Raw genomic sequence first — 22,658 nt, 5'->3', positions numbered from 1 at the left:
ATATGAATCTTCACCGCACGTTCTCGTTTGCTGTCCTCATTGTGATGGTCTGTGCTTTGGCGGCGGCTGCCGGTGTCGATGTTCTCTCCCAAAGCACTGACGTCAGGTTGGATCAAAAAGTCGACTTCGACGCAGATGGTCTGCATGTCTCGGAAGCGCTGGGCAGCCTCGCGCAAAATACAGGCGTGCCAATGGCTGCAGGCGTAAATGACAACGATTGGATGGTGCGTGACCGCCGGATAATTGTCCATGTCAAAGCTATGCCGCTTCGCAACCTGATGCGAGAGATCAGCTCGATACTCCACTTCGACTGGATAACCATAGGCAGTGGAACTGAGCTGAAATATGCGATATTGCAGACCGAGGACCAGGCGAAGGAAGAACAGTCACTGCGCGATTCGGCTGTGGATGCGCAGGCAAAGCAGCTCCGCACCAAGCGTGAAAATGTTCTGGCTGAGATGTCAAATCTCGGGTCGCTGGGCAGACAGGATGCCGCAACTCTCGCCAATACCGATCCGTGGAAATATGTGCTGGCAAGTGAGCCGCTTGGGCGAAGTCTTGCCGAGTTCCTCAATTCATCTGCCGAGGCTCGAAACGCATTCTTGCAGGGCACATCGGCGAGTTTTCCCGTATCTCAGCTTTCGACCGAACTGCAGGCGACTGTGCAGAGCATGACCGAATCATACGATTCTCTGCAGCAGAGAATCGGTGCCTCTGATGATCATTCGGATTTGCTCAGAAAGTTCGACAAGCTCCAGGTGACGATAAACAGGAACGCCATGACAAGCGCATCGGCGGTAATGGCAAAGGGGCTTCTCGGCAGCATTGAAGTCGGCACGGCGGACGAGTCCATTTTTGTGCCTGTGTTCGATCCGTCAAGCAGTGTTGCCAAATCGCTTGGGCGCGCGATAGTCAGGCTCCAGAGCGGACTGTCAAAAGAAGAAGTCGGCAAGCTGCTGCAGTCTGAATTGCAGTCAAATACGGCAGAATCGGGACAGCCCGAGCGTGACATTACCTCGGATCCGTCACTCAAGAGAGCAGTTGCCCTGTATGACAAAAAAACAACTGCTTCGCTTGCAGACGTGCTCAAATCTCTTGCACTCAGAAGCGGACTGAACATAATATCGGACTGTTTGCCCTGCAAAGCTGCTGTAATTGCAAGCGGCAGCAGGCCACTGGGCGAGCAGTTGGAGATAATAAGAAAAGACTACGGTTCCAACTGGGAGAAGTCCGGCAATACGCTGAGGCTTCGTGACAGTGAGTGGTTCATCAAGCGATCATGGGAAGTGCCGCGGGTGTGGATTGAGTATTGGGCTGATAGGGGCAAAGCCAATAATGGACTGCTGCTGGAAGACATGGTGCAGATCGCCAAGCTCAGAGATTCCCAGATCGATCATACAATTATTAATTCTACAGAACTCGCTGGGATGAGAACGATCGAGGTGGCGCGAAACAGAGACATACTGCGTTTTTATGCTTCGCTGAACTACGATCAACAGAAGGATATGGCCATGAAATCTCTGGCGGTCAGCTCATTATCGGACAATCAATGGGCGCTCCTTCAAAAGGCTCTGATCGCCAAAGACGCGGAATATGCTTTTTCAGACAAGGGTACGCAAGCCGTTCAGCTTATTCAGACCGGCACCGACCTCATAGACTATAAATTCGAATTTATTCCGGGACCCGATATGCCTATAGTGGAATTCAAACTCTCATCAGGCATATATGGCATCACGGACAATACCATAAAATAATCCCACCTCCATTTTGTGATCGACATTCAGGCAGCGACTAATAATCGCTGCTTTTTTGCTCTAAGTAAATCACGGTTGGTCGCTTGCATATCACTATAGTTTTTCACACCAGTAAAACCACATACAAACGTGCAATTTACTGACCGTAATTGCTTAGTATGCGTTCACCGAGATATGTTTTGCACTTCTTTCACCAGGGGTAACCCTAATTATCAATGACTATGGGTCAGAGTCCGAGGTGAATCGACCATGAAAAGGGCAAGACTATCTCATGTGCTCATGCTGTGCCTCGCTGCCTCGCTCACGGCAGTTATTTCCCCATCATATCCCGATTCATATCAAGACGAGGAAAAGATGGGACGCGAATATGCCGAACGGATGGAAAAGACAATGAACATTGTCGATGACCAGACCGTTGTCGAGAGAGTGGAACGTATAGGCGACAAACTGGCCAAAATTGCCGGTGAATATGAAGTCCACGCTTCATATGGCGATTCAAAAATTGCCCCGTTCAAGTACCGTTTTAAGGTGGTCGATGATCCTGATGTCAATGCATTTGCGCTCCCCGGCGGCTACATATATGTCAATAAAGGTCTGCTGGAAATGGTCGAGTCGGACGATGAACTTGCGGGTGTTCTGGCACATGAAATCGCTCATATTGCGCATCATCATACCACAAAGATCATTAAGGAACAGTCCAAACTGGACAAATATATGGCCCTGATTGCTCTTGTGGGGATTTTCGGCAAGGTCAGAGGCAGCGATTTCAATAACCTGCTTTTGGGCGCACAGATGCTAAAAGTAGGGAGCGCAAGTAGCCATACAATGGAAGCTGAGCGTGACGCCGACAGGACTGCGGTCGCATACATGGTGAAGTCATCATATAAACCGGACGGACTGCTGGCATTCATGCAAAAACTTGATAGAAAACAAGCGGAAAACCCAACCCTGCCCCTGGGCATATATAAGGACCATCCATCACCCTATAGAAGAGTCGGAGCTGTGATGAACGCCATGGTTGCCGAAGGGCTTGCGCCGAATGTGAGAAAAATACGCGGTGTGGCATATGCTCAAGCGGTCCCGATCAGCGAAGGCAGCAGCCAATTTAAGGTGATAATATGTGATCGCGAGGTGTGTACACCCGCGCCGCTGGCGGACGGCACCACATCGAAGGATCGAGCTGAAGTTATTGCGAAAAAAATCAATAATATGCTCGACTCAGGCATTTCTGCAAGAACGATTACGGAAAATACTGCCCAGAGTGCACTTGTTGCAGGCAATATAGAGATACTAAAGGTGGAACCTGAGGATCGACAGGCACAAAAAAACAGCAATGAAGAACTTCTTGCTCAGGCAAAATCCGCGCTCAACCGCGCTGCATGGGCAGACTGGCTGAGTAATGAATGTGTTGCAGTGCAAGAACTTGCCGGCGCCTCAGATTAATTGCCTTATCTTGCGGATCCTTATTCTTGACACGATGTGCGTCACGCCGTATGTGCCGGATACTATCCTTTCGGCGGCGAGCTTTTGCTCTTCGCGGTCACACCAGCCAACCAGGATCACGTCACCATTTTCGAGTGTTACATAAATTGTCTCACCGCCGGTGAGCCTGTTCTGGTTCAAACGTGACTGCACGAGCTGTATGAGTGCTTCATCTCTAATACTTCTCATAATGCGCCTCCTTTCTACGACAGAGGCGCCGGCAAATGATTCAAAACAAATATTTGTGATTGCACAAGCTGATGATGCCAAAAGCACAGCACATCCATATTTATTATCCCCGTTCATGACCAAAAACAAACCTGCATGTCACCGCAAGATACATAATTGTGCAATGGAGTTTCGTAAAAATTATTCAGCACCTTGTAACCATAAATCAATGCATACGTCTGTTCTTTCAGAAATCGCATTACTGCAAAGGAGTAACTAAAATGAAAAGGAAAATCGCAGTCATAACAGTGCTGGCAGTCTTTATTCTATCGTGCGCATCTTTTGCTCAGAGGACAAACGGAATGCGTCGTGGCGGAATTGCGGGCAAAAGGGCCAATATTGGCAGGCTTTCAAAGCAGCTCAACCTAACACAGGATCAGATCAAGAGTATCGACAGCATTATCAAGAAATTCCATGCCGACATCAGAGAAATAGAAGAATCCAGTGCCGTCAAAGAGGAAAAGCAATCAAAGATCAAAGCATTGAGACAGAGCGCGAGTGAAGAAATCATGAACGTGCTTAATGCCGAACAGCGGGCAAAAGCTGAAAAGATGAAACTCATAGGCAGACTACTTACCCGCGGGCCTGCGTCTCCACTGTTCGGTATCCTTTCAAAACTGAATCTTACTGATAAGCAAAAAACATCCATTGACTCGATCATGAAAGAAAGCACCGAAAAGATCAAAGCCATAAAGCAGGACACTACTCTGACTACCGAAACCAGGCAGGCAAGATGCAAAGAGATTCGCGAGAGCAGTATTAGTCGGGTTAAGGAGCAGCTCACGCTGGATCAGTTGAAGAAGTTCAATGAGCTGTTTCAAAACCCAAGGATGCGCACAAAAAATAGCGCAATATAATAAACAGCGCGGAGGAGCCCCTACTCTTTCGCGCTTTGATTTTATGCAGTCAGCCATAAATTCAAAACTAGACCCATAAATGCTTTACAGGAACACTCAAGAGTGGTATACTATTTAAGTCGACGCGGGGTAGAGCAGTCTGGTAGCTCGTCGGGCTCATAACCCGGAGGTCAGAGGTTCAAATCCTCTCCCCGCTCCCATGAATATAAAAGCCGATCGAATGGGTCGGCTTTTTTTATGTACGCATACTATTGACTTGTGCCAAATCAACAGGTTATATTTATGTATCTCGAACAAGCGTGATTCACATGAATAAAAAAAGTGCAGCTCTACTCAGCAAAGCTGAAGCATACACAAAAGAATTGTCTGATCATATAGTACTGCGCTCTTATTGGGACAAACTCTCACTTGTCCTGAAAGGAAGCACGGCTCGCGGAAACGCCGACAGGTATTCCGACATTGATTTTGTCTTTTTCACAGACTCCGATACTATCGGGAAAATAATATCAGGATATCGTCACCATGGGATGATTCAAAGGTCCGACGGCATATTTGTGCCGCTTAGAGATTGGGAAGGACACTATAATTTTGAAAGCTTCGATAAATTGGCCGGATATTTCAGCAAGCCTGATTATCCTGAAATATGGGAATATCAAAATGTTCATATAATGCATGACCCTGCCGGCATGTATGCATCACTGATATCTTCCTTGTCGAAAGATTTGCTTGCACAGCCTCTGGATGCTATCAAAGCCAAATATCTGAGCATTAATCTCAATCTCGATTGGCTGCGCCATCCGCTTATGAGAGGCGATAACGTCGGTGTCATACTTCACACAGTCAAGGTCATACAGGAACTTTGCCAGATATGCTATCTTATGGATGGAAAGTGCTATCCGCACGACAAGTGGTTGTTCCCATATATCGGCACCACACGATTCGGTAGATCGAACAAATCGCAAATAGAAGACTATGCGGCATGTATCGCTGATCGAAACGAAAAGCACCTGGAACTGGAAAGCTACAAGCAGTTCTCAGACGGATATGCACTGCTGATCAAAATAGCAGCTTTCATCAATAGACACTACGGGCCTCAACCCTGGCTTGACGAGTGGTATCTTTTCGTCTAGCAATCGGTTTTTGTCATAATCTCGCTCAACGCAAAAACCGCCCCGGCTTTATCGAGAGGCTCATTATTATTGCCGCATTTAGGCGATTGAATGCACGATGGGCAGCCGTCGTCGCATTGGCAATCACGAATGGTGGTAAGCGTGGCTGAAAGCAGTTCCTCGATGCGCTCAAAGGCAGTCCGAGCAAGTCCTACCCCACCCGCGTAGCCATCATATATAAAAATCGCAGGCATGCCGTCAGTGTCTGGATGGTTTGGATGTGAGACGCCGCCAATGTCCTGCCTGTCACAGAGCGCAAACAGTGGCAGCAGGCCAATTGCCGCATGCTCAATTGCATGGATCGTTCCGGCAAGGTCAAACCCTCTGCCGATTATCTTATTCTTGACTTCGTCAGGCAAGGCGAACCACACAGCCTGGGTGTGAAGCTCGGTCTCAGGCAGGTCCAGCGGACGCTTCTCTATTATCTCGTCGCTGAAGAGACGCTTGCGCCAGTAATGAGTCACCTGATTGGATACGACCACGTCTCCGAAGAAGACGTCGGCACTCGGCGGTCGGGTGTCGGCTGTATCATTCACAGATCGATATAGAATGCGCGATTCCTGCTCATGCTCGACCAGTATCTTTGTCTGGTCGGCAGGCGTGGTGTAGTAGTTGACCTCGCTCTTTTCGACATAAGCAACCTTTTCATCTAGATCAAGGTTTGTCACAACATAGCTCTCGCCCGCATGCAGATAAACTGCGCCAGGGTGGATTGTGTCGAATGCGCTCGAAGCGTCAACTGTGCCAAGCAGCGTGCCGCCGTTTTCGACGGACACAATATCATAGCTGCCCCCTCCGGTCGAACGTATATTTACATCCGCGGCTGGATAATTCGAGCCTGCCCAATACCACCTGTGCCTATATTCAATCTGTCCAAGGTCCGAGAGCATTCCCAGCAGCTCATATGCACGTACACCGAAAAGCGATGTCACTTCTTCATTGGTAAGAGGCATCTCATATGCTGCGCAGAGCAGATGATCGGCCAAGATATATGGATTTTGCGAATCGACTATCGCGCGCTCGTTCGCCGAAGTGAAAAAATAGCCTGGATTGCGCATCATATACTGGTCTATGGGGTTATCCAGTGCAATCAGGACAGCCATTGACTCGGCAAGTCCCCTGCCCGATCGTCCCGCCTGCTGCCATGTGCTGGCCACCGTGCCCGGATAGCCCGTCATCACCACGCAGTCCAACCCACCTATGTCCACTCCGACTTCAAGCGCAGTGGTGGATGTCACGCCCATCAGATCACCCGTAAAAAGCCTTCGCTCGATCTCGCGCCTCTCAGTCGGCTTATAGCCGGCGCGATAGGCCATGATCCTGTCTGCAATGGCCGACTTTTCGTCCTTAAGCTCCGTCCGCGCATATCTGTATATCAACTCGGCTGTTTTTCGAGCTTTAGTGAAGACAATCGTGCGTATCCCGGACTCGACCATCTTCACGAATAGCTTCACTGCCTCCGAATTTGCGCTTCTTCGTTCATCTTTACCGGAGATAAACGGCGGGTTCCAGAATACGAATGACTTCGGACCCGATGGTGATCCGTCATCATCTATCACGCGGGCATCTACGCCGGTGAGATCATGCACCAGCCTGCCGGGTTCGCCAACGGTGGCCGATGAACAAATAAACTGCGGCTCGGACCCGTAATACTTTGCGATTCGTCTCAGACGCCTGATAACATTGGCTACATGTGCGCCGAACACGCCTCGATATGTGTGTACCTCATCAATCACGACGAACTTGAGGTTGCGAAAAAGCTCCGACCATGTGGAATGATACGGCAGCACACCGATATGGAGCATATCTGGATTGGTGAGGATTATATTGGCCGTGGTTTTGATGAATGGCCGTTCCTGACGAGGTGTATCGCCGTCATATGTGGCAGGTTTGATAAAGTCCAGGCCGAACTGCCTGATCTTGCCGAGTTGGTCTTGAGCAAGCGCTTTTGTTGGATATATATAGAGCGCGCGTGACTTGGGATTTGCTTCAAGCGCCTCCATAACAGGCACATTGTAGCAAAGTGTCTTGCCGCTTGCCGTGGCAGTCACAACGACTATGCTTTGCCCGGCGCGCACTGCCTCTATCGCATCAGCTTGATGAATATAGAGCCGCGTGATACCCAAACGATCAAGCGCATCTGATGTCTGCCCGGCAACAGGCGGTTCAACCGGCCGCCATGCAGCCGCTCTTGGTGGAATGTGCTCGACATGAGCTATCTGACCGCGATACTCCTTGGAACTTCTTATGGAATCCAGAAAAGCATTCGCGTTCACAATTCCGCTAGCTCGCCAAAACTATACTGGATGTAATCTGCACTTTGCCCTTTTTGTAACCGGCTGTGCTGTTTGATATATTGCCATTCATCGAAGGTGGGCCGGGTTGATCAAACCCCTGATTACTTACGGGAGAAGCAGAATGGTAGAAACCACCTGTTGAAGATGCCTGAGGAACTCCCCCGCTCAAGCTCACATCTCCTGCGCCCGGCTCGACAATCACACGAAACTCAAGGGTTACGTCCCGTCTGATCGTTTTGCCGTTTTTATAGTCAAAATAGGTCACAACATCGGCATTTACGACATCATCCGAACTGCGTATCTTGCCGTCAATCAGGGCGATTGTCGATTTGCCGGACATCTTCGAGATCAGTTTCACACACTCGCGTCCACTCTGCCATTCAAACGAGTCCAGCGAGCATGTTCCCTTAAGATAAATTGCGTCAGTAAGACCATCGAGCTTAATGCTCATGCTATCCGGCCAGGAGTCTCCCTCCTTTACGGCATGTTTAGGCAGGACAGGCAGTATGTCCGTGATTTTGAACTGAGCCTGTTTGCTGAACATGTTGCGGTCAATCACATTGCCGTATTTGTCCATCACTCTGTATAGCTGGGGTTTGATTTGATCGAATTCGTAGAGTTTCATCCTCTGGCCGAACTGTGTCACATAAGGAGTGCCATCAATGCGGTATCTGAGCAGATAATCACCCGTATTGCGGACATCTTCGACACTCTGAACAACTTTGAACTCGCCCGACATTCCTAATCCGCCAACAATCGGTAGAGCTATTCCTGAAACCACCTCGAATACCTGCACATCCGACCTGATTTTATATGTGTTCATCTGGCCAAAGCTCAGCCTGTTTACAAGATTTATGCCCGGAGCCGGATTTGGTCGTGCTATCTTGTTCTTCAATACAATCGGCACGCTTGCAGTATCCATTATACTTGAAGAGGTCTTGCTCTGCTTGTGAACCTCGATCTTTATATTGTATTTGCCGTCCTTGAAGTAGTGGTCGTCTTTGGGGTTTGACACGGTGCGATACGGGGACTTGCTGTTCCACAAAATGTTAATTGTGCCATTTTTGGCGCGTACACTCTCCGAATCGACTGCAAGGACAAAATTTTCCTTGCCAACCTCACCTACCAGTACGGAAATAAAGGAATCTTTGGGGACTGATGAGCCGGGAACTGATATCTTTACATTCTCTCGAACGATCTGGTCAGGTTTTGGCCAGTATACCGACATTGATTGGCACGGAACAACCATCGCCATCAGCATAAATATCGAGAGAACGCACAGAAACAACCTTGTATAGCTACGAGACATCTTCACACTCCAAGTGATGCTTAACGCCAAAATGGTACTACAACCAAGGCAGGCAAGTCAATAAAAACAGGAATTAGGAAATAGACGATAGCGATTGTTCACTATGCGTGATATTCCTTATTATGGGACTGAATGTGCACGCTTGAAGTTCCCTATACCGGCATAAACCTGGGAATGGCCAGCCGCTTATGCTCAGAATCGCCAATAAGCTTGCGCACTCTTTCAACCGAATCAGGATCGAAGCCTGAAAGCTCACCGGAATTGAGAGCAGCAAGTATTGAGTCAAGTTCCTCATATGTCATGCCGATCTCGTTTTCATCAGTCTGACCCTCCCAGAGGTCAGCCGTGGGAGCCTTCTCCATAATCTCCTTGGGCATGTCCAGCTCACGAGCAATTTGATATATCTGATGCTTATAAAAATTGCCCAAAGGCAACATATCGCTGCCGCCGTCGCCCCACTTTGTGTAATAACCTATCTCGATCTCAGTCCTGTTGCTTGTGCCTGCCACAAGATAGCCCAATGCCTGCGCAGCGCAATAGAGAGCGGTCATTCTCAGGCGGGGCCTAACGTTGGTAAGCTCGAAACCCTCGACATGTGGAATCCTTGGCACAAGCACATCATACGTGGCAGTAAGATCGGCAAAATGGGTCTTGATGCCGAATTTACGCGCAACCAGCCGAGCATCCTCTGCAGATGCAGGATTGGAATGGCAGGGCATTATCATCCCCAGCACATTATCACCGCATGCCATTTTGGAGAGCACCGCAACCACGGATGAATCAATGCCGCCGCTCATGCCGAACACAAGCCCTTTGGCTCCTGCTTCACGAACCTTATTGCCCATCCAAACACTAATCTGCCCTGCCATCGGACGAGCTAGATCCACTGCCATTAAAGCCCCCTACTGATTTAGTATCTAGTATTTTGTATTGATTATTTGCTGGTTATATTCTACCAGATTCGAGCGCAGGAGTTAAGGCTTAGTTGAAAATTGTGCAGAAGAGGTGGACTTTCAGCGCATCCTTGCCGCTAAGCTGATTAAATTTGCAGATACGGCCTCTATCAGCTCGGCTGCATGAGACATCGAGTAATCCAGGCAAACAGGTCCCGATACTATACTGAATGTAATGAGACCAGATTTCAGCAGCGCACGTATATCTGCTGACACAGAACCTGCAATCGCAACAACAGGCACACTTTTGGCTGACGCCCGCTTTAATACGCCGCCTATGGTCTTGCCATAGGCAGTCTGCTCGTCGAGCCTGCCTTCGCCCGTAATTACAAGATCAGCACCGTCCAGAGCTTCGTCAAATCCGGCTGCATCCAGCACCATATCTATACCAGAACGCAGTTCTGCATCCAAAAATGCAGCCAAACCTGCTCCCATGCCGCCGGCAGCTCCTGCTCCAGGCATTTGCGCCACATCTTTGTTCAAGTCTTTGCATAAAACTTGTGCATAATTACACAGAGCATCATCAAGCTGAGCAACCATTTCAGGTGTCGCTCCCTTTTGAGGACCATATACTGCCGAAGCGCCGGTTGGTCCACACAAGGGATTGGTGACGTCGCATGCCACCTCCACTTTGACCGAGCCTGTTGGGAACTTAAAACCAGTCAGGTCTATGTGGGCGAGGTTAACCAGTGCAGCGCCGCCATGAGGCAGTTCATTTCCGTCCTTATCCAGGAACTTCGCGCCCAATGCTCTCATAGCGCCAGTGCCTCCGTCATTGGTTGCGCTTCCGCCGATTCCTATGACAATCTTCTCCACTCCCGCATTAAGAGCGGCCGATATCAACTCACCTGTGCCATAAGTGCTCGTAATCAGTGGATTTCGCTCGTCATCTGCAAGCAGAACAAGACCGGAAGCCGCAGCCATCTCAATTGCAGCAGTCTTGCCGCCGCCCATTATGCCATAGAATGAATCGATCTCGCGCATCAAAGGACCATGTACTCTGACATGGCAAATCTCGCCGCCGGTTGCGCTGACAAGTGCATCGACTGTACCCTCGCCGCCATCTGCGATAGGAATGCACACAGTCTGAGTGCCTGGAGCGCCAAGCTCGATACCGCGCGCTATTGCCTTGGCGGCCTCGATTGATGACAGGCTCCCTTTGAATGAATCGGGGCAAATTACGACTTTCATAGAACCTCTTGACACAAAATACCGGCTGTCGACGGTCGGTTGTTGGCTGACTGCCGACAGCCGATTTGTGATGGGTAGGGATCTCCGAATCCCTACCCCAAAGCCAGTGCCGGATCTCCGAATCCGGATACTTCATGGGTTCGGAGACCCCGTTATGGCTGTAAGGTGACGATTCGGGGATCGTCACCTATCTATTTATATTTACCTAACTTATGATTTTCCTAGCTGACAGCCGTCTTATGCCTATCTAGGTTTCACTTCCGAATTTACAAGGTTAGGTAATGGTTTTCCTGTAATACCTGCAATAAGGTTATCGGCGGCCATCATTGCCATCTTGGTGCGTGTGGCGACTGAAGCAGACGCAATATGCGGCACAACAGTGATATTGTCCAGCGTCAGCAGCGGATCATCCTTTGCGATTGGCTCAGGATCGAAGACATCAATACCTGCATGTGCAATCTCACCGTTCTTGAGAGCATTGTAGAGTGCCTTTTGATCGACGACCGGCCCCCTGGATGAATTGATGAGAATGGCGGTCGGTTTCATCATCTTGAACTCACGCTCGCCCATAAGATGATGTGTAGATTTCATCAGCGGAACATGCAGCGATACGAAATCGCTTTCTTTGAGCAGTGTGTCCAGATCGACATACTTTATGCCCAGTTCCTTCTCGCGCTGCTCATTGCGATACTCGTCAAAGTAGATCACGTCCATATCGAAGCCCTTGCCGCGCTTGGCCATCTCATACCCGATCCTGCCGAGTCCGACGATTCCCAGCGTCGCATGATGGATATCACGGCCCAGAAACAGCATGGGTCCCCATGTCTTCCATTTGCCTGCGCGGGTATATTTGTCGGCTTCGACTATCCTGCGTGCGGATGACATAAGCAGCGTAAACGCAAGGTCGGCTGTGGTCTCAGTCAACACCCCAGGGGTATTGCCTACGGGAATGCCGCGCACTGTGGCAGCGGGAATATCAATGTTATCATATCCGACCGCATAATTTGAGATCACCTTGACCTTGGACGCAGCATCCATCAGTTCGGGATCGATCTTATCTGTGAGCAGACACAGCAGACCGTCCAAGTCCTTGACTTTCTCCATAAGGACTTCTCGCGGCGGAGGCAGCTCGTCCTGCCAGACCTCCATATCGGCTGCTTCTGCGATTTTATCGAGTGCTGACTGCGGCAGCACCCTGGTCACAAATACTTTGGGTTTAGACATGCTTGCACCTCACATAGCTTTTCAACCAAATTATATATGTAAACGGTTACATTGTCCAGTGCTTATGTCTCCGGCTGTAATTAGCCTGCCTGCCTGCCATTTGTTGCGTATATCGAACAAATATGTGACTTTAGCGGCTAATGCAATGCAGCATATAACCCGATAATCATGCAGAAGTACTAGGCATACCGGACACTAGAACATGGCATAGATGGATTAAGCAGTAATAGCATCAATATTTCACACACATTTCATGCATGGGATTTGACGTGATAATAAGCAATAGACAACTCAACAAAAAACGTATGCAGTCAAGGGGTTTCACTCTGATAGAAGTTGCTGCATCGCTGCTGGCATTTTCCGTCGTTGTGGTTATCTTCGCAAGCTCAATTTTAATGGCTGAAAGAAGTGCCCATATGAACGGACAATATGCTCAGGCGCTCAGCCTGTGTCAGCATAAAATTGATCAGGCAAGGTCTGTTGGTTTCGGCCAACTCGATGCTGATTCGCTGCTCGGTGCTGAAATAGTGGATTCCGTCATCAGCAGCGACGTATACTCATTTGCAAGTGCAGGAAATGACAATGTCGCAAGCTATCTTTCTGACCCTACCGCAATAATGTCAATCGAGAAACCTTACGATGGTGACACCAGCAAAGCCCTTGTGACGGCCACTGTGACCTGGCACCCGACAGCTTACAGGAACAAAACAAACACTGTTACCCTGGCGGCTATTATTACTAATTTTGATTGAGGTCCAACAAAGTGAAGAGAAGAAATCGCGGCTTTACTCTATTGGAAGTAATAATGGTGAGCGGAATCATGGCGTTCATGCTTGCATCCATCGGAGCTATGTCAATATGCACGATGCGCTGCTATGACCGTGCAACCGCTCGAACATTTATGGACACAGATGCAGCCACTGCTATGCAAAAAATTGTCTCGGACGTTCGCGAAGCAAGTGATTATAAAATCATAGGTGGAGGGACACGGCTGAGGATTATCCCTCCTAAAAAGTATAATGACGTGCAACAATTCTATAATCGTTATGAACCCGATACAGCAAATCAATTCGACTACTATCTATCTGATTCTTCGGGCACACCCGGTCATGACGGGACATGGCTTTGGAGAGGCAAAGACAATGATCGACGTGCAATTATGAAAGATGTGGAAGCCTTGGATTTCGAGGAAGATACCAATCAGTCGATAGCGATAAGTGTGCGTGTTAAGCCGCAATGTGCGAGTTCAATGGACTCCACAACGCTGACTGAACGCGTTGTATATCTAAGGAATTATTCCGGGAAGACAACAGATGATGATTAGAACGAAATCTAGTTCAGACCAAAGTCAGCATGTCGGGCTGAGGAATAAAGGCAGTCTTCTTCTGATCACAACAGTCGCGCTTTTTCTGGTGACTACCCTTGCAATAGCAGTCATCAGCATCACCAGCACGGCGCTTTATATGAACGATAAGCAGCAGTCTCGTACAATTGCACTCAACATCGCCGAATCTGGTGCTGAGGATGGCGCTTTATACCTCTACAAGTTAAACAGTGCACCAACTGACACTGAGCCTTTCGATCCATTCGACGGACCGGTAACACTAAACGGCGGGCAGTATTCGGTCACAATTACTCCAGATGATACTACATCCAGCGATACTTTGAGAGTTTTTGTTATCACATCCATCGGCACATATCGGGGTGTCTCAAAAACAGTGGAAATAGTAATCAAGCAGGCATCATTTGGCCGATATGCATATTTTACTGACTGTGAAACCTCCAGCGGAGGTGGAGAAATTTGGTGGAGAACAGGCGAAACAGTGGATGGACCCGTCCACAGCAACAATAGATATAATTCCAGGTTCAACATAAATTACACAAACTCCACCAGTCCGATATTCCTGGATATGGTTACATCGGCTGCAAGCAGCATCGACTATGTGCCAGGCGCGCCGGCAAATGAAACGACCTATAAGAAGATATTCAAAAATGGAGCCAAAGGGCTACGACTGGGAGTCGACCCGATCGACCTGCCTAACACAGATATTGAAAGGATCCAAAGTGGGGCATGGGGTGGATTATCCGGTTATCCAAGTTCAAGCAGCACCGGGGTATATCTGAGTGGCGCAAGCAACAGTGGAATATATATCGTCGGCGATGTGGAAACGATGGCATTGTCATTGGATGGCTCGGGCAATCAACAGATTGTTATTACACAAAAAATCAACAAAAAGATCAAAACAACCACTATTGTGTTGGACAGATACAACAACGAAACCACCGCAACCGGAACACTTGGATCTGGCAGTGTATCGAGCATGAATTCACTGATTAATGGTGTAATCTATTGCACAGGCAATATTAAATCCCTTCAGGGAGAGATGGCGGACAATCTTTGTAGCGACGATGAAATTACCACAAGATCCGCGCTGACTATAGCAACCGATGTCAACAACAACAAGGACATAACGATAACCGGCGATCTTGTCTATCATACACATCCGGATAAAACACTTGATTCCAATGCGCCAGCAAATCTGGCCGCCGGCACAATGGGGCTTGTTGCCCGCAATATAACTGTCAGTTCTTCATCATCGTACCCGTCAGACTTTGAAATAGACGGTGTTTGCCTGGCCGGCGGCAAAAACACTTCAAGCGGCAGTTTCAGCGTTTTAAACTCCGGTACCATAACGCCTCCACCAGGTAAAGAACCTAAGCTAAAAATCCTCGGTGGAATTATTCAAAAATACAGAGGGCCTGTCGGCACTTTCAACTCAAGTACCGGTAAGCTGGTTACGGGTTACGCAAAAAACTATGTTTATGATCCCCGAATGGCTCAGAGCCCACCGCCATATTATCCCACAACAGGGAAATATGACAGAATTTCATGGCGAGTCGTTCCCGATTCAGAGTAATTACCGCAGCTTTCTCCGAAGCCTGCGAGCGTGATATCGGACAATTCGCAGAGCCGGATGCCTTATTTCGGTGTCCGGCTCGCTTGTCATGTCATGAGTATCAGGCTCTATGTGCGTCACAACGGTCACATAAGACAATTCAGTCTTTATCCTGTTCTCGATCTCCTGAGCTATATTGTGAGCTTCGAGGACCGGCATATTCGCAGGCACTATTAAATGATAGTCGACTTGACGAGTTGCACCCGATTTGCGCGTCCTAAGCTTGTGAAAACCGACGACCCTTGGTGTGCCCATAACTATCCGCTCAATTGTACTTATCTCTTCTATAGGCAGACGCCTGTCCAGCAGCAGTCCGGCTGATTCCCTGGTCAGTGAAAATGCAACCCACAAAATCGTAGCCGCAACGCACAGCGCAACAATCGGGTCGAATATCAATAGTCCTGTTGTTTCAATCAATATCAGCCCGGCAAATACTCCTATCGACGTCCAGACATCAGTGGTAAGGTGATATGCATCCGCCCGAATGGCAGCCGAGTCTGTCTCACGCGCGACCTTTAGCAGATATCGTGATACAAATATATCCAGCACAGCCGTCACACCTATTACAATAAGCCCCAAAGGCAGCGATTGCAGGGGTCTGGGGCGCATTATCTTGTCTATGGCCTCAAATATGATGTAGATCGCCGCGCCGAATATCAGCAGAGCCTGTGCCGCAGCCGATATGTTCTCTATCTTGCCATGGCCGAACGGATGCTCCTCATCGGCTGGCACTGCTGAAGCCCGCACACTAAAAAATGCTATGATAGATGCGGTGAGATCGTTGAGTGAATCTGCCGCCGCCGATACGATACTGATCGAGCCTGTTATCAGACCCACGACCAGCTTCAGCGCCAGCAGAAAAGTATTTGATGCCACCGATATGGATGCTGCTTTGACTTTTCGATCCATTGCGATAACCTCTCACCTGTTCCCAAATTACCCATATCAACCGAAGGAAAAGTCTCATATGCCGCATAACCAGGATTTGATATGATCTATAAAGCCGCACACCTGATAACGATATCCGGCGACCCCATAAAGCAGGGCGAAATCCTGATAAAAGATGGCATTATCTGTGATCTTGGAGTCGGTCTGTCTAAAAAATACCCCGATGAACCAATAAGTGACTACAACAACTGCGCGATCCTGCCCGGGTTCGTAAATGCGCACTCCCACGTAGACTATACTTGGAGCCGCAATCAGTATGATGCGCTCAATCTTTGGGACTGGATAGGACGTGTCGGCTATAAATCGGGTAGACAGCCTGATTATAATGCTGCGCTCGACTCAGCAATTTACGGTTCTGCAGAGTGTGCTTGCTCAGGAATCACATGCCTGGGAGATTCGACATTTACAGGCGCAGCAGCAGAAGCAATGAGCCTTATCGGGCTGCGCGGCACAGCATATTGCGAGCTTTTCGGGCAGAGCATGGGTGATAACTATGTTCAAGATTATGCCATAATGCTAGACAATATATATGCTTTGAAGACCAAATCGTCCGCCATTGTGGGAGTCGGCTTGTCGCCGCATACAGTCTATACATCGAACATGGAAGTGCTTGAATTATGCGCCGGGTCATGCGCTGATAAAGGCATCCCAATCGCTCTACATCTGGCTGAAACACATGCAGAAGCTGATTACACGATGTATGGCACGGGTCCTATAGCAGAATGGCGAAAGCGCTTGGACAGGCCGCCAATGATAACCGGTCTCTCCCCTACCCTTACACTGCAAAAATCTGGTCTGCTGAGAAAAGGCGTAAGTCTGGCACACTGTGTTCATGTCTCTGATGAAGAGATTGAGTTGATTGCTCACTCCGGCGCATCGGTAGTGCACTGTCCAAGGTCAAATGCGTATCTCGGCTGTGGGATCGCGCCGGCAACGAAATTCATGGCGGCGGGTGCAGCAGTCGGCCTTGGCACGGACAGTGAAGGAAGCTGCATGCGCTTCGATTTTTTTGAGGAGATGAGGTTTGCTCTGGCAATTGCCCGTGCAAACAGGCAGGATGCGGCTGCGTTGACGGCGAATGATATTCTGAGACTGGCAACAATAGGCGGAGCGGAAACGCTTGGGCTTGACAAACTCGTAGGAACGATTGAGGTTGGTAAGCGCGCAGATATCATAGCCATAGATCTCAGCGATACACTGCCGGATGAGGATTTGTTTCTCGCAGTTATATCTCGAAGTCCATCGGATGTAACAATGGTCATGGTCGATGGAGTGGAGATAGTGAAAGGCGGCAGGCCGGTCAAGATCGATATGGACGAATATAAATCTAAACTCAGCGCTCGGAGCAGTTGACTTGGGCAAAGGAAAAAACAGATTTGTCACGATAGTGGTAGCTGTAGTGGGAGCAGTAGTAGTAGCGGCTCTTCTGCGGTTTAATTTCGCCGCCACCAGCTACAATCAATATCTGGTCGGCAACCTGATCGGGATATTTTGGATCCCGATGCTGACGATGCTGTTTTTCTTTGGTGAGGAGCCGGACAAATTCGGGTTTTCACTAGGTTCGTGGCGGCGGATATGGATAGTCCTTGTGATTGCATTCACCGGGCTGTTTTTCATGATGCTCTATGCAAGCCGGATGCAGGGCTTCCAGGACTACTATCCGATATTCAGGCGATATCCCGACTTTGCGAGCGCATTTGCCGGTTACCCTCAGACAAACCCGTTTCTGGTGGCGCCGATGATGATGCTATATGCAGAACTCAGCTACGGCATGTACCTCTTCTGCTGGGAGTTTTTCTTCAGGGGATATCTGCTCTTTGGACTGCAGAGATCGATCGGCTGGTCCGCAATTCTTGTGCAGGCGGCTGCCTTTGGAATTTTGCATGCCGGCAAGCCCGGCATTGAAGTTATTGCATCGTTTGGTGCCGGATTGATTCTAGGTATCATAGCTTTGAACGCAAAGTCATTCGTGCCGGGGTTCGTATTGCACTGGTTCGCATCGATAACATTCGATTTGATGATAGTTGCCGGACGGCCGCACAGTGGCTGACGTAATTGCTCACATATAGTGAGCAGTTACGTGGTTGACATCGCCTTATAGGGGATGTATACTTTTGAAACTTCAGACAGGAGGAGCGAAATTGGAGGGTATCCGTCTAGAGACAAATATTCATGATATTGACGGGATGAATGTATTGGACGTGACAGGGGAAATCGATGTCTACACTGCTCCCCAGTTCAAGGAGGCAATCAACTCCGTACTTTCCGGTGGTCAGAAGCATCTTATCATAGACTTTGCGCAAGTAACTTACATGGACAGCAGCGGGTTCGGCGCACTGCTCTCAGCAACGAAGCGATTGAAGCCTATCGGCGGGACCGTTAATCTAATCAAATGCAATGGCTCAATAGACAGGATATTGAAAATCACAAGGCTCAACACCGTGTTTGGAATATACGGCAGCATCGAAGAAGCGCTGGAAGCTGTGAAAGCGGTTTAGCATAACACGATGAACAAAGTCCTTTTCGTGTTTTCGTGATAAAAGATATTTTTCTATTTAGCCGATCATCTTGACCCAGCACTGTCTGTTTCTGGGGCCATCGAATTCAGCGAAATAGATCGCCTGCCATGTGCCCAGCTTCAGACGCCCGTCTTCGATAATCGCAATCAGCGACGGAGCAATTAGGCTCGACTTTACATGAGAGTCCGAATTTCCCTCCACATGACGGTATCCCGCACGCTCGGGGATCACTTTTGCCAGCGTTTCCAACAGATCGGTTACTACATCGGGATCGGCATTTTCGTTCATGGTGACCCCGGCTGTGGTGTGCGGCACGAATATGCATACGAGGCCGTCCTTGAACCCGGCTTCATTCACACATTTTTGTACCTGAGCAGTTACATCCACAAACTGGTGTCTTTGAGTTGTCCTGACCGGAAATATCTCCATGACTATTGCTCCATAAAATCTAGTCTTCGGTTGTCGGTCGTGATTATGAATCGACAATACGACCGCACCTAGCCCGCATTATTCACACTTTTCGTGAATAATGCTCTCAGAGACCCGGATTATGCAGTAAGCGCAGCATAATCCGGGCTAGCCTTATATTGAGGACTTCGACACTCGTTGTGTTCTTCCTGCCCAAATTTCCATGCACACGAAGGTCAAAAGAGCAGTTCGGCATAAGTTAGTGCATGGTTTTCAAATCGCCAAAGCACGGAATATTGGAAACACCTATCCCGGATTATGCAGCAAATGCATAATGCGGACTATATAGTTTTGAGAGGTATAAAGTGAGTAAGGTTCATTTCGCTTCGGCTAAACTTCGGCAATTGCGCGCGGATGCCAGTCTGCCTGCAAAATTCAATAGAATGCTCGAGAGCTACCCGCTCAAGGACATGTTCGGCGGCAAAACCGTCGCTATTAAGATGCACCTGGGCAGTCACTACGGCTACACAACAATCCCACCGTTATTTGTGAGGATGCTGGTGCAGGAGATCAGAAATGCCGGAGGAAACCCGTTTGTAACGGACGGCACGCCCGCTATACCCAGCGCCATCGCGCGGGGATATACGCAGGAAGTATTGGAAGCGCCGATAGTGCCCGCAGCCGGGCTGAACGAACACTATTATGTGGATGTGCCGATAGACTATCTCAGCCTGAAGAGCGCACAGATGTGTGGTGAGATATATCATGCCGACGCCATGATTGTCTACAGCCACGGCAAAGGCCACGGCCACTGCGGATGGGGCGGCGCTATTAAAAATATCGCTATGGGAAACTATACCTGCAAGACCCGCGGCGATATCCATGCGCTAATAGACACCGAATTTGAGTGGAATGAGGCTGCATGCACACACTGCTATCTGTGCCGTGATAACTGCCCGACCGGCGCTCTTACATTCGATGCGCAAAATAAGATGAACATATTCATGCACCACTGCCGTTTTTGCATGCACTGCGTCACCGCCTGTCCCCAAAAGGCAATTAAGATCAACTTTGAGGGCGTCAGGCAGTTTCAGACGGGTATGGCAAAAGTTACCAAGGCATGTCTGGACACATTTGAGACGGGCAGTGTGATGTTCATCAACCATGTGACCAACGTCACGCCGTTTTGCGACTGTTGGGGATTTTCCTCTCCCGCAATTGTACCGGATGTGGGGATATTTGCAGGAACAGATATAGTATCAGTCGAACAGGCGTCAATCGATTCCGTGAAGACAGAAAATTTTATCGAAGGCTCCCTGCCCCATCCGCTCATTGTCCGCGATGACATAAACGGTCATCTCTTCCACAAGATCCACAGCAAGGACCCATATCTGCAGTGCGAGGAATCAGCCAAGATAGGGCTGGGCAGCCAGGAGTATGAGATTGTCGAGGTGGAATGATGTGTTTGAGGGTTTGATAGTCTGATGGTTTGATGGTTTGATGGTTTGATAACTTCCGATGGTTTGATAAATTTTGATGGGTGGCGATCTCCGAATCGCCACCCTCTGCCAGCTGGGGTTTACAAACCCCAAAAATTTCTATTTTTATTGTTCCGGAGTGTCTGCTTTTTTCTCAGAGGCTGCCTTGTATTTGTTCAGTCTGTCTTCCGCCCATTTCCTGGTCTTTTCTGACAAATTGGGATTTGTTTGCAAGATATCAATGGCCTTTGTCTGATACTCAATGGCCTTGTCAATCTCGCCCTTGCCGAATTTGGCCTCGGCCAGGGCTGAGAGCGCATATGGGTTCGATCCATGTGGTCCCAAAACGTCAATGGATTTCTGAGCAAGCGCCTCGACCTTGTCATAGTCGGGATTTTTACATCCGAGCAGAGATTCCGCCATTCCCGCCAGGTAACCAGTGTCCTCTTTGTACATACCTTCGGAAAGCTTGAGAGCATAATCGGCTGCTGCGGATTCATCAGACTTGAGCAGAAAGCGGAACCTGTATTGCACAACTCTGCTTTCATATTCAGGATTCGTGGAAAGCACACGGTCAATCTCAGCGACTGCTTCTTTGTTCTGTTCCTTCTTTGCAAGCTCAAATGCCTTCGCAAAAAGGTTATTGAACTTTTCTTCTTCTGCAATCCGCGCCTTATGCTTCTCGGCTTCGGTTTTCATATCAAACTGTCCGGATAGAATATCTTCCAGATATTTGTCGAGTGACATCGGGTGAGTAATCATGGCAATCCTGCCGTCTTTGCCGATCACGAAAGACGTCGGTATACCATTTGAGCCGGAGGCTTTCATCCATGTGTCAGCCATTGTTCCCTTGAGATCGTCAAGAGCCACTTTATAGGCCATTTTGTCTGCTTTTTCTTTGACAAAATCCGCTATCCTCTTTTCATAGTTAGCCTGAGTTTTGTCATTACGTGTATCCCATATGTTCACGCCAATAAACGTGACTTTATCTTTGTATTCTTTCGCAAGTTCGGTCAAGTGAGGAATGCTTTGAATACATGGACCACACCATGTCGCCCAAAACTCTACCACATACACCTTGTCATTCTCGAATTCACTGACAGGTCTGCCTTTGACCCACTTCGAGACCTTTAGCGCCGGCGGCTTGTCGCCAATATTGAGCGTGGCTGCCTGTGCAACACATACGGCGTAAAGGATAGCTAACACGACTAATACGGCTGTACACTTTTTCATCTTACCCCCCCGAACTGCATGACGCTGCAACCAGACTCTTTATTACAAATCTCTGGAAACTATCTTTTCTCGTGCATATTCTCTCGATACTCGTCTTCGAGAACGCTCATCATCACGAAATCATGATATTTGTGGTTATAGTAATAGCCCTCTCTCTGAATGCCCTCGCGTCTGAATCCGTTCTTTTCATAGAACCTGACAGCATCCTCATTGAAACCTGCTACCCCAACAGCTACTCGATGAAACCCCAGATAGCCGAATGCATAGTTCAACAGGAGTTGCATTGCTTCAGAGCCATAGCCTTTGCCCTGCGCGTCGCGTTCTCCTATTATCATGGTCAGGTCTGTAGTCTTCCAGGCATGGAACATGCGCAGCAGTCCGCACTCACCGATCACCGCATTATCTTCTTTGAGTGCAATCGCAAACCATATTCGCTGCTCATCTTTGCAAATATCTTCGAACCACTGCTCGGCCTTTGCCATATTATATGGCTCAGTCACACAAATTTTACCGCGAAGCTCAGGGTCGTTATACCACTTGCGTATATGATCCAGGTCATCTCTTTCAAACGGTCTGAGGTATATTCTTTTACCAATCAGGAATGCGCTGGGGTCCATCATCAAATCTCCTGTCAATATCTTATGGTGACTG

21 protein-coding genes and 1 tRNA gene are annotated in these 22,658 nt (G+C 48.7%); 12 read left to right on the top strand and 10 right to left on the bottom strand.

All coding sequences use genetic code 11. The features are described 5' to 3' along the window. Positions 1-2: 2 nt before the first annotated feature. On the top strand, positions 3-1,754 hold the full coding sequence (locus LLG46_10960; GenBank protein MCE5323818.1) for a hypothetical protein: 1,752 nt from the start codon (positions 3-5) through the stop codon (positions 1,752-1,754). Positions 1,755-2,003: 249 nt separating this feature from the next. After that, the gene (locus LLG46_10955; GenBank protein ID MCE5323817.1) at positions 2,004-3,197 is read left to right on the top strand and encodes a M48 family metalloprotease; all 1,194 of its coding nucleotides are present in this window, start codon (positions 2,004-2,006) and stop codon (positions 3,195-3,197) included. On the opposite strand, the gene LLG46_10950 is transcribed toward LLG46_10955, so the two are convergent. Next, positions 3,189-3,425: a BON domain-containing protein gene (locus LLG46_10950; GenBank protein ID MCE5323816.1), complete on the bottom strand. Its 237-nt coding sequence runs from the start codon at positions 3,423-3,425 to the stop codon at positions 3,189-3,191. The two genes, LLG46_10955 and LLG46_10950, sit on opposite strands and share 9 nt — an antisense overlap. A gap of 260 nt (positions 3,426-3,685) precedes the next feature. On the opposite strand from LLG46_10950, the gene LLG46_10945 reads away from it, so the two are divergent. The 3 genes from LLG46_10945 to LLG46_10935 all read left to right on the top strand — a co-directional run bounded on the left by LLG46_10945 (position 3,686) and on the right by LLG46_10935 (position 5,451). After that, complete coding sequence (locus LLG46_10945; protein ID MCE5323815.1) at positions 3,686-4,321, top strand: hypothetical protein; 636 nt, start codon at positions 3,686-3,688, stop codon at positions 4,319-4,321. A 123-nt stretch (positions 4,322-4,444) separates the two neighbouring features. Then, positions 4,445-4,521, top strand: a tRNA-Met gene (locus LLG46_10940). A gap of 108 nt (positions 4,522-4,629) precedes the next feature. After that, on the top strand, positions 4,630-5,451 hold the full coding sequence (locus tag LLG46_10935; GenBank protein MCE5323814.1) for a nucleotidyltransferase domain-containing protein: 822 nt from the start codon (positions 4,630-4,632) through the stop codon (positions 5,449-5,451). Here LLG46_10935 and LLG46_10930 read toward each other — a convergent pair. The 5 genes from LLG46_10930 to LLG46_10910 all read right to left on the bottom strand — a co-directional run bounded on the left by LLG46_10930 (position 5,448) and on the right by LLG46_10910 (position 12,464). Then, entirely contained in the window at positions 5,448-7,766 is a 2,319-nt protein-coding gene (locus LLG46_10930) for a DEAD/DEAH box helicase (GenBank protein ID MCE5323813.1), read from the bottom strand. The genes LLG46_10935 and LLG46_10930 overlap by 4 nt on opposite strands. A gap of 7 nt (positions 7,767-7,773) precedes the next feature. Further along, positions 7,774-9,096, bottom strand: coding sequence for a hypothetical protein (locus LLG46_10925; protein MCE5323812.1), 1,323 nt, complete (start codon positions 9,094-9,096; stop codon positions 7,774-7,776). A gap of 152 nt (positions 9,097-9,248) precedes the next feature. Then, positions 9,249-9,989, bottom strand: coding sequence for an NAD(+) synthase (gene nadE, locus LLG46_10920; protein ID MCE5323811.1), 741 nt, complete (start codon positions 9,987-9,989; stop codon positions 9,249-9,251). Between the two features lie 120 nt (positions 9,990-10,109). Next, the gene (locus LLG46_10915; protein MCE5323810.1) at positions 10,110-11,240 is read right to left on the bottom strand and encodes a glycerate kinase; all 1,131 of its coding nucleotides are present in this window, start codon (positions 11,238-11,240) and stop codon (positions 10,110-10,112) included. A 243-nt stretch (positions 11,241-11,483) separates the two neighbouring features. Further along, on the bottom strand, positions 11,484-12,464 hold the full coding sequence (locus tag LLG46_10910; GenBank protein ID MCE5323809.1) for a D-glycerate dehydrogenase: 981 nt from the start codon (positions 12,462-12,464) through the stop codon (positions 11,484-11,486). Positions 12,465-12,733: 269 nt separating this feature from the next. On the opposite strand from LLG46_10910, the gene LLG46_10905 reads away from it, so the two are divergent. Genes LLG46_10905 through LLG46_10895 form a run of 3 tightly spaced genes read left to right on the top strand, consistent with a single transcriptional unit; the run spans position 12,734 to position 15,382 of the window. Next, positions 12,734-13,216: a type II secretion system GspH family protein gene (locus LLG46_10905; protein MCE5323808.1), complete on the top strand. Its 483-nt coding sequence runs from the start codon at positions 12,734-12,736 to the stop codon at positions 13,214-13,216. A gap of 11 nt (positions 13,217-13,227) precedes the next feature. Continuing rightward, entirely contained in the window at positions 13,228-13,788 is a 561-nt protein-coding gene (locus LLG46_10900) for a prepilin-type N-terminal cleavage/methylation domain-containing protein (protein ID MCE5323807.1), read from the top strand. After that, on the top strand, positions 13,778-15,382 hold the full coding sequence (locus LLG46_10895) for a DUF4900 domain-containing protein (protein MCE5323806.1): 1,605 nt from the start codon (positions 13,778-13,780) through the stop codon (positions 15,380-15,382). Before LLG46_10900 ends, LLG46_10895 begins: the two co-directional genes overlap by 11 nt. Here the strand turns inward: LLG46_10895 and LLG46_10890 are convergent, their stop codons facing one another. After that, a complete protein-coding gene (locus LLG46_10890) occupies positions 15,383-16,330 on the bottom strand; it encodes a cation diffusion facilitator family transporter (protein MCE5323805.1) in 948 nt (315 codons plus the stop codon). Between the two features lie 81 nt (positions 16,331-16,411). Between LLG46_10890 and LLG46_10885 the strand changes: the two genes are divergently transcribed. The 3 genes from LLG46_10885 (at position 16,412) to LLG46_10875 (ending at position 18,867) form a co-directional block, all read left to right on the top strand. Further along, a complete protein-coding gene (locus LLG46_10885) occupies positions 16,412-17,722 on the top strand; it encodes an amidohydrolase family protein (GenBank protein MCE5323804.1) in 1,311 nt (436 codons plus the stop codon). 1 nt (position 17,723) lies between these two features. Then, positions 17,724-18,419: a CPBP family intramembrane metalloprotease gene (locus LLG46_10880; GenBank protein MCE5323803.1), complete on the top strand. Its 696-nt coding sequence runs from the start codon at positions 17,724-17,726 to the stop codon at positions 18,417-18,419. Between the two features lie 64 nt (positions 18,420-18,483). Beyond that, positions 18,484-18,867 carry an STAS domain-containing protein gene (locus tag LLG46_10875; protein ID MCE5323802.1) on the top strand — a complete coding sequence of 128 codons (384 nt, stop codon included), beginning with the start codon at positions 18,484-18,486 and terminating at the stop codon, positions 18,865-18,867. 57 nt (positions 18,868-18,924) lie between these two features. Here the strand turns inward: LLG46_10875 and LLG46_10870 are convergent, their stop codons facing one another. Next, a complete protein-coding gene (locus tag LLG46_10870) occupies positions 18,925-19,317 on the bottom strand; it encodes a secondary thiamine-phosphate synthase enzyme YjbQ (GenBank protein ID MCE5323801.1) in 393 nt (130 codons plus the stop codon). Between the two features lie 344 nt (positions 19,318-19,661). Here LLG46_10870 and LLG46_10865 point away from each other — a divergent pair, with 344 nt between their 5' ends. Next, the gene (locus tag LLG46_10865; protein ID MCE5323800.1) at positions 19,662-20,756 is read left to right on the top strand and encodes a DUF362 domain-containing protein; all 1,095 of its coding nucleotides are present in this window, start codon (positions 19,662-19,664) and stop codon (positions 20,754-20,756) included. Between the two features lie 144 nt (positions 20,757-20,900). Here LLG46_10865 and LLG46_10860 read toward each other — a convergent pair whose 3' ends face one another. Beyond that, a complete protein-coding gene (locus tag LLG46_10860) occupies positions 20,901-22,007 on the bottom strand; it encodes a redoxin family protein (GenBank protein MCE5323799.1) in 1,107 nt (368 codons plus the stop codon). A 59-nt stretch (positions 22,008-22,066) separates the two neighbouring features. Next, positions 22,067-22,627: a GNAT family N-acetyltransferase gene (locus LLG46_10855; protein ID MCE5323798.1), complete on the bottom strand. Its 561-nt coding sequence runs from the start codon at positions 22,625-22,627 to the stop codon at positions 22,067-22,069. Positions 22,628-22,658 lie beyond the last annotated feature (31 nt).

It is taken from the genome of bacterium (assembly GCA_021371935.1).
Lineage (GTDB): Bacteria > Armatimonadota > UBA5829 > UBA5829 > UBA5829 > UBA5829.
The sequence above is the reverse complement of the archived record's forward strand: the minus strand, read 5'-3'. Positions and strand labels throughout refer to the sequence as shown.

Excerpts from the sequence above, each read along its gene's own strand:
- LLG46_10885 (MCE5323804.1), top strand. The coding sequence starts at position 16,412 with ATGATCTATAAAGCCGCACACCTGATAACGATATCCGGCGACCCCATA.
- nadE (MCE5323811.1), bottom strand. The coding sequence starts at position 9,989 with ATGGCAGTGGATCTAGCTCGTCCGATGGCAGGGCAGATTAGTGTTTGG.
- LLG46_10950 (MCE5323816.1), bottom strand. The coding sequence starts at position 3,425 with ATGAGAAGTATTAGAGATGAAGCACTCATACAGCTCGTGCAGTCACGT.
- LLG46_10910 (MCE5323809.1), bottom strand. The coding sequence starts at position 12,464 with ATGTCTAAACCCAAAGTATTTGTGACCAGGGTGCTGCCGCAGTCAGCA.
- LLG46_10890 (MCE5323805.1), bottom strand. The coding sequence starts at position 16,330 with ATGGATCGAAAAGTCAAAGCAGCATCCATATCGGTGGCATCAAATACT.
- LLG46_10860 (MCE5323799.1), bottom strand. The coding sequence starts at position 22,007 with ATGAAAAAGTGTACAGCCGTATTAGTCGTGTTAGCTATCCTTTACGCC.
- LLG46_10945 (MCE5323815.1), top strand. The coding sequence starts at position 3,686 with ATGAAAAGGAAAATCGCAGTCATAACAGTGCTGGCAGTCTTTATTCTA.
- LLG46_10925 (MCE5323812.1), bottom strand. The coding sequence starts at position 9,096 with ATGTCTCGTAGCTATACAAGGTTGTTTCTGTGCGTTCTCTCGATATTT.
- LLG46_10855 (MCE5323798.1), bottom strand. The coding sequence starts at position 22,627 with ATGATGGACCCCAGCGCATTCCTGATTGGTAAAAGAATATACCTCAGA.
- LLG46_10895 (MCE5323806.1), top strand. The coding sequence starts at position 13,778 with ATGATGATTAGAACGAAATCTAGTTCAGACCAAAGTCAGCATGTCGGG.
- LLG46_10915 (MCE5323810.1), bottom strand. The coding sequence starts at position 11,240 with ATGAAAGTCGTAATTTGCCCCGATTCATTCAAAGGGAGCCTGTCATCA.
- LLG46_10870 (MCE5323801.1), bottom strand. The coding sequence starts at position 19,317 with ATGGAGATATTTCCGGTCAGGACAACTCAAAGACACCAGTTTGTGGAT.
- LLG46_10935 (MCE5323814.1), top strand. The coding sequence starts at position 4,630 with ATGAATAAAAAAAGTGCAGCTCTACTCAGCAAAGCTGAAGCATACACA.
- LLG46_10955 (MCE5323817.1), top strand. The coding sequence starts at position 2,004 with ATGAAAAGGGCAAGACTATCTCATGTGCTCATGCTGTGCCTCGCTGCC.
- LLG46_10960 (MCE5323818.1), top strand. The coding sequence starts at position 3 with ATGAATCTTCACCGCACGTTCTCGTTTGCTGTCCTCATTGTGATGGTC.